The organism is Streptomyces ossamyceticus (genome assembly GCF_001418475.1).
Classification (GTDB): domain Bacteria; phylum Actinomycetota; class Actinomycetes; order Streptomycetales; family Streptomycetaceae; genus Streptomyces; species Streptomyces ossamyceticus.
Genome location: NZ_LIQX01000660.1, coordinates 1 through 13875, shown reverse-complemented (window position 1 = coordinate 13875; position 13875 = coordinate 1). Strand labels below are relative to the sequence as shown.

The following is a 13875-nucleotide window of genomic DNA, read 5'->3' as shown; positions in this document are numbered from 1 at the left end:
CGGCGCGCCCCGCGGTCCCGGGCCACGTACCCCTCGGGCAGGCCGTCCGCGTCGAGCACCTCGGCCTCGACGACCTCGGGCAACGGCACCTGCCGTACGAGGACTTCCTGGCCGCTGTAGGTGTCGAAGGCCCGGCTCTCGGCGAACTCGTAGTCGTCGGTGGGCGGCAGCGGCAGGCGGTAACGGTCCGTGAGTACTCGTCCCGCGTATTCGTCCACGATGCCCTCCCCCGACCGTCTGGTTGGTCAAATTCGTTCGTCCGGCGGCTTGTTCCGTGCTGGATGCGTACGGTCCGCAGCCATTCACGATACGTGCCTGAGGCAACCCGCATTGAGGGGATGCGATATCTCACCCGTCTCGAATGCGCTCGAACGCCCTCGATCTTCCCCGGAACGCCCGTCCCCGAACTCACCGGGCGGGCACAACTCCCCCAGCCGACCTCGCATCGGAGGAGCTCACACCACCCCGTGCCCCCGCACGCCCCCGTACGGCCCAGCGGGCCGGAGCGGCATCCTCACGGCTCCATAACGAGATGGGCACCGGCGCACAACAGCCGCGCCCCCCTGCCCGAACCGCCGTCGACGTACGCCCGAACCGCCCGTCCACGAGTGCCGCGCCCGCCCGGCGCACCGGGGACTCACGCCGTCACACGCGCTCCGCGGCCCGCGTCCGGTGTGCCTCGGAGCGCCTCCCACGCGCCTACCGGTGCTCCTCGGCGGACCCGGCGGAGTGTGTCGACGGGGGCGGCACCCGAGGCACCGTGACCGCCGCGCTCAGGGACGCCCCCCGGGGCCTCAGGACTTCGGGCGGAACGTTTTGGTGAAAGTCCGCCAGGTGTTCTTGCGCAGCTCGCCGCTCCACTCGGAGGCCTTGGCCGTGTACATCAGCGCGTACCCCTGCCGCTCGTCGACCACGAACCCACGGTCGATCGAACGGTACTTCGTCCCGCCCTCCACATAGGTGAACTCCCAGTCGGCCGTGTTCCAGCCCCGGTAGTTCACCGCCTCTATGCGGATCCGGTCGTACTGCGCGCGGGTCATGTACTGCTCTTGGTTCTTCCAGTCGGCGACCGGGTCGTCCTTCGGGGTGCTCGTCCACCCCACGAGCAGCTTCTGCCCGTCGGGCCCGGCGAACCGGGCGCCCGCCGCGCCCGTGGACTGGTACTTCCACCCGTCGGGCAGTCCGATGGAGAAGCCCTGGCCGCTCTTGTACGTCTCGGCGGAGATGTCCTTCGAGGACCCGGAGCCGCCGGAACCGCCGGAACCGCTCGACGTGTCGGAGTCGGTGGACGGCGAGTTGTCCGTGGAGTCGTCCGACTCCGTGGCCTCCTGGGAGGTCTCACCGTCCGGGCTGGGGACCGACCCCGCGTCGTCGTCCTTGCCGTTCTTGGCGTTCTTGTCCTCGTCCTTGGCGGCGTCCGAGGAAGTCCCGCTGGATACGGCGACCTTGGTGCCGGCGCCCTTGCTGTTGTCTGCGCTGTCGTCGCCGCTGAACGCGAACGCCAGCACGGTCCCGAGGACCACCAGCGCCACGGCCACCGCGATGACCGCGAGCGTCCGCCGCGAGACCACATCCGTGATGGGCGCCCTGGGCACGGGCCGCGGCGGCAGGTCCGGCGGCGGCACCTGCGGCCACCCCGAGGAGGTCGCACCGCCCGCGACGGTGTCACCGTCGCGCGCCCCGACCGCACCGGCGACCGGCTTGCCCGAAGCGCTCCCGGCCTTGGCGGCACCGGCAGACACGGTCCCTGCGGCGGCCCCGGAAGAGAGGCCGACCGACGCGGACTTCGTGGTCACGGCCGTGGCCGACTCGGCGGGCTTGGAGGGCTTGGCGGGCTTGGCGGGCTTGGCAGATGTGACGGGCTTGGCGGGCGACGCGGGCGGGGTCGACGCGGCCGCGGCCGCGCCCCGCGTGTTCCCGGTGGCGCCCCGGGCGGCCGCGCCGGAGGCGCTTCCGGACGTGCTCGACGCGGCGGCAGCGGCCGCCCCCGTCTCGGGCGCGCCCTTGCGCATGGACCAGCGAGGCGCGCGAGGCCGCTCCCCGGCCTCGTCGCCCCGCTTGGTCCCGAGCGCGCCGAACCCGCCCTTCTTGGGCCGCTCCTGAGGCACCACCGGCAGCGGCACGAGCTGCGTCGCGTCCAGCGGCGCGGCGTCCTTCGGGTCGGGTGCGTGGATGACCGTGTTGAGCATCGCCCGCGTGCCCGCGTCGTCGAGTCGCCGCTCGGGGTCCTTGGTGAGCAGTCCGAAGATGACGTCCCTCAGCGGCCCGCCACGCTTGGGCTCCGGGACCGGCTCGGTCATCACCGCGGTCAGCGTCGCTATGGCCGACCCCTTGTCGTACGGGGGCACGCCCTCGACCGCCGCGTACAGCAGACCGCCGAGCGACCACAGGTCCGCCGCGGGGCCGGGCTTGTGCCCGCGCGCCCGCTCCGGCGAGATGTACGAGGGGGCGCCCACGAGCATGCCGGTCGAGGTGATGGACGGGTCGCCCTCGACCTGCGCGATACCGAAGTCGGTGAGGACGACACGGCCGTCATGCTTGTCGATCAGCACGTTCGACGGCTTCACGTCCCGGTGCAGGATGCCCTCGCGGTGCGCGGCGCGCAGCACGTCGAGGATCGCGAGTCCCACCTCGGCGGCGCGCCTCGGTTCGAGCACCCCGTCCTCACGGATGACCTCGGCGAGCGACTTGCCCTCGACGAGTTCCATCACGATCCACGGCCGGTCGTCCTCGTGGACGACGTCGAACACCGTCACCGCGCCGTTGTTGCGGATCCGTGCGATCGCCTTGGCCTCGCGCAGTGTGCGCGTGATCAGCCGCCGCTTCTCGTCCGCGTCGATGCTCGACGGGAACCGCAGCTCCTTGATGGCGACCGTACGGCCCAGCGTCTCGTCCTTGGCACGCCATACCGTGCCCATGCCGCCCCGACCGAGCACCCCTCCCAGCCGGTACCGCCCGGCGAGGAGACGTGCGTCCTTGTCCTGACGGGATTCCCCAGCCCGCTCCGCCTCCGACATGCGTCCCCTCATGCAACCCGCCCTGACAGAGCCTCCATTGTCACCCACCCGCCAAGCGCCCCTCGCCCAGGGTGCCCTTCAACCAGCCACCGCATCTCCCCAGACCCTCACTCCGCCCACCCACACTTCACCGCCGGGTCGGGCATAGTCGGCCCGTCGGCCCGGTCCCCGCACCCCGTCCGGCGTGCGGGGAAGCACTTCTGAGGCGTCGGACAGGGTTCCCGGGCACGCCCTCGGGAAGCGGGTCGGGACGGCACGACAGGGACGACGAGAACCAGCCAGCGCAGGCGCGGCACGTCGGGCCACCCCGGAGTCGGCCCCCGCTCCGGCGCCGCCCGGGGCCGTCCCGCATGATGTGCCGCGACAGGGAAGAACCGATGCCACCGACCAGGACGCCCATGACACCCAGGAAGCCCATCGCGCACCTGGCCGTCCCCGTGGCCCTGTTCCTCCTGGCCGTGGCCCCGACGGCCTCCCGGGCGCAGGTCGCGGCGGACACGGACGCCGTCCTCCCCCTCCTGGTCACCCGGGGCCACGCCCCCGCCGCCGCCCTCCTCGCCGACGACCTGTCCGGCACCCGTTACGCCCACGCCGAGGCGGAGGACGAAGTCGGCCGAGAAGGAACGCCCGCGCAGCGGCCCGAGCAGAAGCCCGAGCAGCTCCGCCACGCCGACCACTTCCGGGCCGGCAGCATCACCAAGACGTTCATCGCCACCGTCGTGCTCCAGCTGGCCGCCGAGCACCGGCTGTCGCTGTCGGACTCGGTGGAGGACCACCTACCGGGCCTGGTCCGAGGCGAGGGCGGGAGCCGGGGCGACGACGGCCGCCGCATCACCCTGCGCGCGCTGCTCACGCACACCAGCGGTCTCGCCGACTTCACGGCAGTCACCGGGGGAACCACCCCCGTGACCCCGCGTCAGGCCGTACGCCTCGCCCTCGCCCTCCCCCCGGCCGTCCCCGGCCGCTTCTTCTACTCGAACACCAACTACGTGCTGCTGGGCCTGGTCATCGAACAGGTCACCGGCAACTCCTACGCCACCGAGGCCGAGCGCCGCGTCATCGCGCCCCTCCGTCTGACGGGGACGTCCTTCCCCGGTGCCCGCTCCTCACTGCCGGAGCCACACGGCCGCGCCTACTCCGCCGACGGCTCCGATGTCACCGACCTCGACCCGCGCGCGGCCGGGGCGGCGGGCGAACTCGTCACCACGCTGCCCGACTTGAACCGCTTCTACGGCGCCCTGCTCGGCGGCGAACTCCTGCGCCCGCGCCAGCTCCGCGAGATGCTCGACACCGGGACCGCGCACGGCGCGTACGGCATGGGCCTCTACCCCGTGAGGCTGCCGTGCGGCACCACGGTGTGGGGGCACAACGGCCGGATCTCCGGCAGCTATGTGCGCACCGCCGCCACCGTCGACGGCCGTCACGTCCTCACCTACCGCGTGAACACGGACGCGCCCGAGGACCCCGACGTGGAACCGGCGCTGCTCGCCGCGGAGTTCTGCCCCCGCACCCTGAGATGACCACAGGCACGGGAGTACTGCTCGCTCCGTCCAGCGACACTCCCGTCCCACGCCCCCCTTCACAGCGACACGCTCACACAGCGACAAGCTCACACAGCGAGACACTCACACAGCGGCACGTCGCTACAGCGGCACGATGTCCGGCGCACCCAACCGCGCCGCGTCGGCCGTCAGGTCGTCCGGCTGCCGCTGCGACTCCCGCTCGGCCTCCACCCTCTTCTCGTAGTGCTGGACCTCCCGCTCGATCTGGTCCTTGTCCCAGCCGAGCACCGGCGCCATCAACTCCGCCGCCTCGCGCGCACTGCGCGTCCCCCGGTCGAAGGTCTCGATGGAGATCCGGGTGCGCCGGGTGAGCACGTCGTCGAGGTGGCGCGCGCCCTCGTGGGAGGCCGCATAGACGACCTCGGCCCGTAGGTAGTCGTCGGCGGCCTGGAGCGGCTCGGCCAGGGAGGGGTCGTCGGCGATGAGGTCGAGGAGTTCCTCGGTCGCGGACCCGTACCGGTTCAACAGGTGCTCCACGCGCACCACATGGAGCCCGGTGCCGGCCGCGATCCGCGCCCGCGCGTTCCACAGCGCCCGGTACCCCTCGGCCCCCAGCAGCGGCACGTCCTCGGTGACGCACTCGGCGACCCGCTGGTCGAGCCCGTGCACGGCGGCGTCCACCGCGTCCTTCGCCATCACCCGGTACGTCGTGTACTTGCCGCCGGCCACGACCACCAGCCCCGGCACGGGGTGGGCGACGGTGTGCTCGCGTGAGAGCTTGCTGGTCGCCTCCGACTCGCCGGCGAGCAGCGGTCGGAGCCCGGCGTACACGCCCTGCACGTCGTCACGGGTGAGTGGCACCGCGAGGACGGAGTTCACCTGCTCCAGCAGGTAGTCGATGTCCGCGCTGGACGCCGCCGGATGGGCCTTGTCCAGGTCCCAGCCGGTGTCGGTGGTGCCCACGATCCAGTGCCGGCCCCAGGGGATGACGAACAGCACGGACTTCTCGGTCCGCAGGATCAGCCCGGTCGTGGAGTGGATCCGGTCCTTGGGTACGACCAGATGGATGCCCTTGGAGGCTCGCACGTGGAACTGGCCGCGTTCCCCGACCATCGCCTGGGTGTCGTCGGTCCACACCCCGGTGGCGTTCACGATCTGCCTGGCGCGGATCTCGTACTCCCCGCCCCCTTCGACGTCCTGGACCTTGGCGCCGACGACCCGCTCGCCCTCGCGCAGGAACCCCGTCACGCGGGCGCGGTTGGCGACCTTCGCGCCGTAGGAGGCGGCCGTGCGTACCAGGGTGGCCACGTAGCGGGCGTCGTCCATCTGGGCGTCGTAGTACTGGAGGGCTCCGACCAGCGCGTCCTTCTTGAGGCAGGGTGCGATGCGCAGGGCGCGGTGGCGGCTCAGATGGCGGTGCAGGGGCAGGCCCCGGCCGTGGCTGCGGGCCATCGACATCCCGTCGTACAGGGCGACGCCGGATCCCGCGTAGAACCGCTCCCAGCCCTTGTGCTGCAAGGGGTAGAGGAACGGCACGGGCTTCACCAGATGGGGTGCGAGACGCTCCAGAAGCAGCCCGCGTTCCTTCAGGGCCTCCCTCACGAGGGCGAAGTCGAGCATCTCCAGATAGCGCAGGCCGCCGTGGATGAGCTTGCTCGACCTGCTCGACGTGCCCGACGCCCAGTCACGTGCCTCGACGAGGCCCGTGGACAGGCCGCGTGTCACGGCGTCCAGGGCCGTTCCCGCGCCGACCACGCCACCACCCACGACCAGCACGTCCAGCTCGCGCTCGGCCATACCCGCCAGTGACTCGGCGCGCTGTGCCGGTCCCAGTGCCGCTGTCCTCACCGCTGCCTCCCGCTGGTTGTCGCGCCGGTCCCACCTGTCGATGCCCGTCAAGCAAGACCCTGCTCACATCCCCCTGCCCAGAATTCTGACCTTGTTGCCCGACATCGGCCACCACCCGCCCCCAGCCTGTGGACAACTCTCCGGACGCGCGACGACATACCCCACCCAATCCAGCACATCGGTCATATTTACTCCTAGTCTGACATTGCGCTCGCTCGTCCAGTCCACAGGGCTTGCGCGTCTGTCCCGCTTCGGTTACTGGGAAGGACGGCTCACGCCATGCCCGCAGATCTCGCCGTCATCGGACTCGGCCAGCTCGGCCTGCCGCTGGCCCAGGCCGCCGTCGCCGCCGGCATCCCCACGCTCGGTTACCGCACCGGCCCCGAACGCGGCTCCCTCACCCCCGCCGAACTGCGCCGCATGCTCGCCCGCGGCTTCAAGCCCGGCACCAGCCCCGCGGAACTCGGCCGGGTCCGTACGGCGGTCATCTGCGTCCCCGTGCCCATGGGCGCCGACGGAGCGCCGGACCTCACCCAGGTGGAGGAGGCCGCCCGCGTCCTGGCCGCCCGGCTGCGCCCGCACACCACGGTCATCCTGGAGTCACCGGTCCACCCGGGCACGACCGAGGAGTTCCTGCGGCCGCTCCTCGAGAAGGGGTCGGGGCTGCGCGCGGGCCGCGACTTCCACCTCGCCTACTCGCCCGCCCGCGTCGACCCGGGCAACCGCGACTTCGGTCCCGCGAACATCCCCAAGGTGATCGGCGGCGTCACCCCCGCCTGCACCGAGTCGGCCGCCGCCTTCTACGGCCGGCTCACCGACAAGGTGGTACGCGCGCGTGGACCCCGCGAGGCCGAGACTGTGCAACTGCTGGAGACCAACTACCGGCACGTCAACATCGCCCTCGTCAACGAGATGGCCGTCCTCTGCCACGACCTCGGCGTCGACCTGTGGGACGTCATCCGCTGCGCCGAGACCAAGCCGTTCGGCTTCCAGGCGTTCCGCCCGGGCCCCGGCGTGGGCGGTCACGCCCTCGCCCAGGACCTGTCGGGCCAGGCCCCGCACTCACTGCGCATGGTCGAACTGGCCCAGCGGGTCAACCACCGCATGCCCCAGTACGTCGTCCAGCGCGCCGCCACCCTCCTCAACGAGCACGGCAAGTCGGCCCGCGGAGCCCGCGTCCTCCTCCTCGGCGTCACATACAAGCCCGACATCCCCGACCAACAGGGCACCCCCGCGGAGGAGATCGCCCGCCGGCTCCTCCAACTCGGCGCGCACGTCAGCTACCACGACCCGCACGTCCCCGCGTGGAGCGTCCTCGACCGCCCGGTCCCCCGCATCGACTCCCTCTACGAGGCCACGGCCGACGCCGACCTGACGATCCTCCTCCAGCACCACCGCACTTACGACCTCCAGGGCCTGTCGGTCAAGGCCCAGCTCCTGCTGGACACCCGCGGGGCCACCCCGACGGGCGCGGCGCACAGACTGTAGAGGGGGCGCACACCACCCCCCGACACTCCGGCACTGGTGGCAACCGAAGCCCGGCGCCCGGTACCGTACAAACAGATGGAGCCCCCACCGCAGAGGGCACTGCGGCAGGCTCCTGGATGGTTCACGGAGTGTCCGCCCCTAGTTCTTGTGGGGGCGGCCGCTCACCGTCTCACAAGAAGTTGGAGCCCACCGCAGTGGCTGCTGCGGCAGGCTCCTGGATGGTTCACGGAGTGTCCGCCCCTAGTTCTTTTGGGGGCGGCCGCTCACCATCCGTAAAGCCGCAAGATCCACCTCCTCCGGCACTGCACCATCCGAAGACGGAGTCGGTCCCAGCGGGTGGGCTTGCGGTGACGTCCCATGGGCGCCCCCTTCCACGACACCGCCCAGTAGCCCGGTGAACGGTCCGTCGGAGATCGGGCCGGGCCCCGAGGGCGGGGTCCGGACCATGTCCTTGGAAGGGGGCCCCAGAAGAACTGGGGCGCCAGCCACGAAAGCTATCGGCCGACTTCGCCCGTTCGGCCCACATTCGCCCCGAATGCAACCGCGCGCCCCCAACCGGCAACCCACGCCCCCACCAGCCCACTCGGGCACGCGAAAGGGGCCCGGCCACCCCCGCGGGTGACCGGGCCCCTCTCTCCGCTCAAGTCGAGCGCGGTGTCAGTTCACCGCTTGTGCTGCGAGTCCGCGATCGTCACCTCGACGCGCTGGAACTCCTTCAGCTCGCTGTACCCGGTGGTGGCCATGGCCCTGCGCAGCGCACCGAAGAGGTTCATCGAGCCGTCGGGCGTGTGCGATGGTCCGGTCAGGACCTCCTCGATCGTGCCGACGGTGCCGAGGTCGACCTTCTTGCCGCGCGGCAGTTCCTCGTTCACCGCCTCCATGCCCCAGTGGTGCCCCTTGCCGGGCGCGTCCGTGGCGCGGGCCAGCGGGGAGCCCATCATCACCGCGTCGGCGCCGCAGGCGATCGCCTTGGGGAGGTCGCCGGACCAGCCGACACCGCCGTCGGCGATGACGTGCACGTACCGGCCGCCGGACTCGTCCATGTAGTCACGGCGGGCCGCGGCCACGTCGGCCACCGCCGTCGCCATCGGGACCTGGATGCCCAGCACGTTCCGCGTGGTGTGGGCGGCACCGCCGCCGAAGCCCACGAGGACACCGGCCGCGCCGGTCCGCATCAGATGCAGCGCCGCCGTGTACGTGGCGCAGCCGCCGACGATCACCGGGACGTCCAGCTCGTAGATGAACTGCTTCAGGTTCAGCGGCTCGTGCGAGCCGGAGACGTGCTCCGCCGACACGGTCGTCCCGCGGATGACGAAGATGTCGACGCCCGCGTCCACGACGGCCTTGGAGAACTGCGCCGTGCGCTGCGGGGAGAGCGCCGCCGCGGTGACCACTCCGGAGTCGCGCACCTCCTTGATGCGCTGCCCGATCAGCTCCTCCTTGATGGGAGCCGCGTAGATCTCCTGGAGGCGGCGGGTCGCGGCCTCGTCGGGCATGCCGGTGATCTCGTCGAGCAGCGGCTGCGGGTCCTCGTACCGCGTCCACAGACCTTCGAGGTTCAGTACGCCGAGGCCGCCCATCTCGCCGATGCGGATCGCGGTGGCCGGGGAGACGACCGAGTCCATGGGGGCGGCCAGGAAGGGCAGCTCGAAGCGGTAGGCGTCGATCTGCCAGGCGATCGAGACCTCCTTCGGGTCGCGCGTGCGACGGCTGGGGACGACGGCGATGTCGTCGAAGGCGTACGCCCGGCGGCCGCGCTTGCCGCGCCCGATCTCGATCTCAGTCACGTGTGTGGCCTTTCCCTGAAGCGTTCAGCGTCTTCCAGTATCGCCGACGGGCACGACGAAGGCGGCCCCGGATACACCGGGACCGCCCTCACCAGGTCCGTTGTCCACCTACGGCTGTCTACTTACGGCTGTAGTTCGGCGCCTCGACGGTCATCTGGATGTCGTGCGGGTGGCTCTCCTTCAGACCCGCGGAGGTGATCCGTACGAAGCGCCCGTTGGCCTGGAGGTCCGGGACCGTCCGGCCGCCGACGTAGAACATCGACTGGCGCAGGCCGCCGACCAGCTGGTGGACGACCGAGGAGAGCGGGCCGCGGTAGGGCACCTGGCCCTCGATGCCCTCGGGGACGAGCTGCTCGTCGGAGGCGACACCCTCCTGGAAGTAGCGGTCCTTGGAGAACGACTTGCGGTCGCCGCGGGACTGCATGGCGCCGAGCGACCCCATGCCGCGATACGACTTGAACTGCTTGCCGTTGATGAACATCAGCTCGCCCGGCGACTCCTCGCAGCCCGCGAGCAGCGAGCCGAGCATCACCGTGTCGGCGCCCGCGACCAGGGCCTTGGCGATGTCGCCGGAGTACTGCAGGCCGCCGTCGCCGATGACCGGGATGCCGGCCTCCTTGGCGGCGAGGGACGCCTCGTAGATCGCGGTGACCTGCGGGACGCCGATGCCGGCGACGACGCGGGTCGTGCAGATGGAGCCGGGGCCGACGCCGACCTTGATGCCGTCCACGCCCGAGTCGATGAGGGCCTGGGCGCCGTCCCTGGTGGCGATGTTGCCGCCGATGACGTCGACGCCGGTCGAGTTCGACTTGATCTTGGCGACCATGTCGCCGACCAGGCGGGAGTGGCCGTGCGCGGTGTCGACGACGATGAAGTCGACGCCTGCCTCGATGAGGGCCTGGGCGCGTTCGAAGGCGTCACCGGCGACACCGACGGCGGCGCCGACGAGGAGACGGCCCTCGCCGTCCTTGGCGGCGTTCGGGTACTTCTCGGCCTTCACGAAGTCCTTGACCGTGATGAGGCCCTTGAGGATGCCCGAGTCGTCGACCAGCGGCAGCTTCTCGATCTTGTGCTTGCGCAGCAGCTCCATGGCCTCGACGCCGGAGATGCCGACCTTGCCGGTGACCAGCGGCATCGGTGTCATGACCTCGCGGACCTGGCGCGAGCGGTCCGTCTCGAAGGCCATGTCGCGGTTGGTGACGATGCCCAGCAGCTTCTTGTTGCCGTCGGTCACCGGGACACCGCTGATGCGGAACTTGGCGCACAGCGCGTCGGCCTCGGCGAGCGTGGCGTCCGGGTGCACGGTGATCGGATCGGCCACCATGCCGGACTCGGAACGCTTCACCAGGTCGACCTGGTTGGCCTGGTCCTCGATGGACAGGTTGCGGTGCAGGACACCCACGCCGCCCTGGCGGGCCATGGCGATGGCCATGCGGGACTCGGTGACCTTGTCCATCGCGGCCGAGAGCAGCGGGATGTTCACCCGCACGTTCCTGGAGACGTACGAGGCGGTGTCGATCTCGTCGGGAGCCATGTCCGACGGGCCCGGCAGCAGCAGCACGTCGTCGTAGGTCAGCCCGAGCGTCGCGAATTTTCCGGGCACTCCGTCGACGTTGGCAGTCATGACACCTTCCCCAAATGGCCTTGATCGGTGCGGATGTCCATGCTAACGGGAAGTGCGGAGCACACATTCCACGGTACGAAGTCATCCCGAGCTTCGTATGTTCGTACGGACTTCATACGGAAAAGGCACCCCGCCTGTTCATACGGGGTGCCTTCCGAGCTGCGGCACGAACGCCGGTCCTGTTGCTCGACCGACGCGGTTCCTACTGTTCGGCGAGGGCCCTGAGCCTGCTCAGCGCCCGGTGCTGCGCCACCCGGACCGCGCCGGGCGACATGCCGAGCATCTGTCCCGTCTCCTCGGCCGTGAGCCCGACGGCGATCCGCAGCAGTAGCAGCTCCCGCTGGTTCTCGGGCAGGTTGGCCAGGAGTTTCTTGGCCCACTCGGCGTCGCTGCTGAGCAGGGCGCGCTCCTCGGGGCCGAGGGAGTCGTCGGGACGCTCGGGCATCTCGTCCGAGGGCACGGCCGTCGAGCCGGGGTGGCGCATCGCGGCGCGCTGAAGGTCGGCGACCTTGTGGCCGGCGATGGCGAAGACAAAGGCTTCGAACGGCCGTCCGGTGTCCTTGTAGCGCGGCAGCGCGAGGAGGACGGCGACGCAGACCTCCTGCGCCAGGTCCTCCACGAAGTGCCGCGCGTCACCGGGCAGCCGCGACAGACGGGTGCGGCAATAGCGCAGGGCCAGAGGGTGGACATGGGCGAGCAGATCGTGGGTCGCCTGCTCGTCCCCGTCGACGGCGCGATGCACGAGCGCACCGATCACTGTCGTCTCGTCGTCGCGCATCGGTCCATGGTGCCTTGCGGCCGTCCGGTCCGTGGCGCCACGTCCATGGTTGTGCACCGAAGCGTTATGAGTAGGCGCGCCGGAACTCATCTCCTGCGCCCTCCCCTCCCGCTCGTTCGACTGCTCCCCGAGGAACTCCACACCTCAAGGATGCGGCATCCGCGGCGAAACGAGCAGCAGGCATCCGGTGGACCGTTCGGCCACCCCCGCCCACCTGGTGGTGAGCGGGGATTCTCCTACCCCCGTAACGGCTCAACTCAGCGGACCAGACCCCAGCGGAAGCCGAGCGCAACGGCGTGCGCGCGGTCCGAGGCACCGAGCTTCTTGAACAGCCGCCGCGCGTGGGTCTTCACGGTGTCCTCGGAGAGGAACAGCTCGCGTCCGATCTCCGCGTTCGAACGGCCGTGGCTCATGCCCTCCAGCACCTGGATCTCCCGCGCGGTGAGCGTCGGCGCGGCGCCCATCTCGGCGGACCGCAGCCGGCGCGGGGCGAGTCGCCAGGTGGGGTCGGCGAGCGCCTGCGTCACGGTGGCGCGCAGCTCCGCGCGGGAGGCGTCCTTGTGCAGATAGCCGCGGGCGCCGGCGGCGACGGCGAGCGCCACACCGTCCAGGTCCTCGGCGACGGTGAGCATGATGATGCGCGCACCGGGGTCGGCGGACAGCAGCCGCCGAACGGTCTCGACGCCGCCCAGACCGGGCATGCGTACGTCCATCAGAATCAGGTCCGAGCGGTCGGCCCCCCAGCGGCGGAGGACTTCCTCGCCGTTGGCCGCCGTGGTCACGCGCTCGACGCCGGGCACGGTCGCCACCGCGCGGCGGAGCGCCTCTCGGGCAAGCGGGGAGTCGTCGCAGACGAGGACGGATGTCATGGCCGTCCTCCGCAGCTGATGCGCGTCACCTTGAGCCTCCAGGCTGGTACGAAATCGTCACCTGTGCGGTCGACACTCACGAGCGGACACGAACGCCTGCCCGAGCGCTTGTTCCTTCAACCGCCTCCGCCCTCTCAACGACGGTCACTCGAAAGAGTTACGGGATGGCTGGCCACCTTCGGCACTCTACGTGAGGGCACGGACACGGTGCAGACATGCACGTCAGACCCTCAACGTTTCATCACAACCTATGCCCCATTCAGCCGTTTTTGTTCCTATTTGCTGGCGTCTGGAGCTAGATTCGCAATGAGTCATATTTTCATCTCCTTAGATAGTCCATGTACGGTCATGGGCACCATCTCCTCTCAGAACGGCAACAAGGGGACACGTAATGGCAGATTTCTCCCGCCTTCCCGGACCGAACGCTGATCTGTGGGACTGGCAGCTCCTCGCGGCCTGCCGAGGGGTGGACAGCTCTCTGTTCTTCCACCCCGAGGGAGAACGCGGCGCGGCGCGGAGCGCTCGTGAGAACTCGGCCAAGGAGGTCTGCATGCGCTGCCCGGTACGCGCCCAGTGCGCGGCCCACGCCCTCGCGGTCCGTGAGCCGTACGGCGTGTGGGGCGGGCTGACCGAGGACGAGCGCGAGGAGCTCATGGGGCGCGCCCGGCACCGCCTGGTGTCGGCGTCCGCACCCGTCGGCGACGCCGGTTCGAACAACTGAAGGAACGTTTCATCGGGCGCCGCGCCCCGCGCGGACGCCACGACAGCGCGTACGACCGCTCCACCACCCGGCGGTCGCTCGGAGGGAGATCCCGGCTCTGGGGAGGCCCGGCCCCCGTCCCCGCACCGACACCAGTCCCCTCACCGACATCAGTCCCCGCACATCAGCGCCCACATCAGCGCCACACCAGCACCAGCACGGACTCTGGCTTCAGCCGGCTCCGCCCCGGCCGGCCGGGGCG

Annotated in this window: 10 protein-coding genes; 3 read left to right on the top strand and 7 right to left on the bottom strand. The window is 70.7% G+C overall.

The genetic code is table 11. The annotated features are described in order from the left end of the window. Both AOK15_RS36030 and AOK15_RS36025 read right to left on the bottom strand, forming a co-directional pair. Positions 1-218, bottom strand: a 218-nt coding sequence (locus tag AOK15_RS36030) for a hypothetical protein (RefSeq protein WP_157870475.1), incomplete at its 3' end; no start/stop codon positions are given. A 576-nt stretch (positions 219-794) separates the two neighbouring features. Further along, positions 795-3017 carry a serine/threonine-protein kinase gene (locus AOK15_RS36025; RefSeq protein WP_055522677.1) on the bottom strand — a complete coding sequence of 741 codons (2223 nt, stop codon included), beginning with the start codon at positions 3015-3017 and terminating at the stop codon, positions 795-797. Between the two features lie 377 nt (positions 3018-3394). Here AOK15_RS36025 and AOK15_RS36020 point away from each other — a divergent pair, with 377 nt between their 5' ends. Continuing rightward, a complete protein-coding gene (locus AOK15_RS36020) occupies positions 3395-4537 on the top strand; it encodes a serine hydrolase domain-containing protein (protein ID WP_055522675.1) in 1143 nt (380 codons plus the stop codon). Positions 4538-4660: 123 nt separating this feature from the next. On the opposite strand, the gene AOK15_RS36015 is transcribed toward AOK15_RS36020, so the two are convergent. Then, positions 4661-6367: a glycerol-3-phosphate dehydrogenase/oxidase gene (locus AOK15_RS36015; RefSeq protein WP_079058904.1), complete on the bottom strand. Its 1707-nt coding sequence runs from the start codon at positions 6365-6367 to the stop codon at positions 4661-4663. Positions 6368-6646: 279 nt separating this feature from the next. Between AOK15_RS36015 and AOK15_RS36010 the strand changes: the two genes are divergently transcribed. Further along, positions 6647-7855 (top strand): nucleotide sugar dehydrogenase, encoded by a 1209-nt coding sequence (locus AOK15_RS36010; protein ID WP_055522671.1) that lies wholly within the window; start codon positions 6647-6649, stop codon positions 7853-7855. Between the two features lie 662 nt (positions 7856-8517). Here the strand turns inward: AOK15_RS36010 and AOK15_RS36005 are convergent. From AOK15_RS36005 to AOK15_RS35990, 4 genes are all read right to left on the bottom strand, one after another. Then, positions 8518-9642, bottom strand: coding sequence for a GuaB3 family IMP dehydrogenase-related protein (locus tag AOK15_RS36005; RefSeq protein WP_055522669.1), 1125 nt, complete (start codon positions 9640-9642; stop codon positions 8518-8520). 118 nt (positions 9643-9760) lie between these two features. After that, positions 9761-11266, bottom strand: coding sequence for an IMP dehydrogenase (guaB, locus tag AOK15_RS36000; protein ID WP_055522668.1), 1506 nt, complete (start codon positions 11264-11266; stop codon positions 9761-9763). A 202-nt stretch (positions 11267-11468) separates the two neighbouring features. Continuing rightward, positions 11469-12044, bottom strand: coding sequence for a sigma-70 family RNA polymerase sigma factor (locus tag AOK15_RS35995; protein WP_005481141.1), 576 nt, complete (start codon positions 12042-12044; stop codon positions 11469-11471). A 257-nt stretch (positions 12045-12301) separates the two neighbouring features. Beyond that, positions 12302-12913: a response regulator transcription factor gene (locus AOK15_RS35990; RefSeq protein ID WP_003948568.1), complete on the bottom strand. Its 612-nt coding sequence runs from the start codon at positions 12911-12913 to the stop codon at positions 12302-12304. A 391-nt stretch (positions 12914-13304) separates the two neighbouring features. On the opposite strand from AOK15_RS35990, the gene AOK15_RS35985 reads away from it, so the two are divergent. Continuing rightward, positions 13305-13634: a WhiB family transcriptional regulator gene (locus tag AOK15_RS35985; RefSeq protein ID WP_055522666.1), complete on the top strand. Its 330-nt coding sequence runs from the start codon at positions 13305-13307 to the stop codon at positions 13632-13634. The last annotated feature ends 241 nt before the right edge of the window (positions 13635-13875 follow it).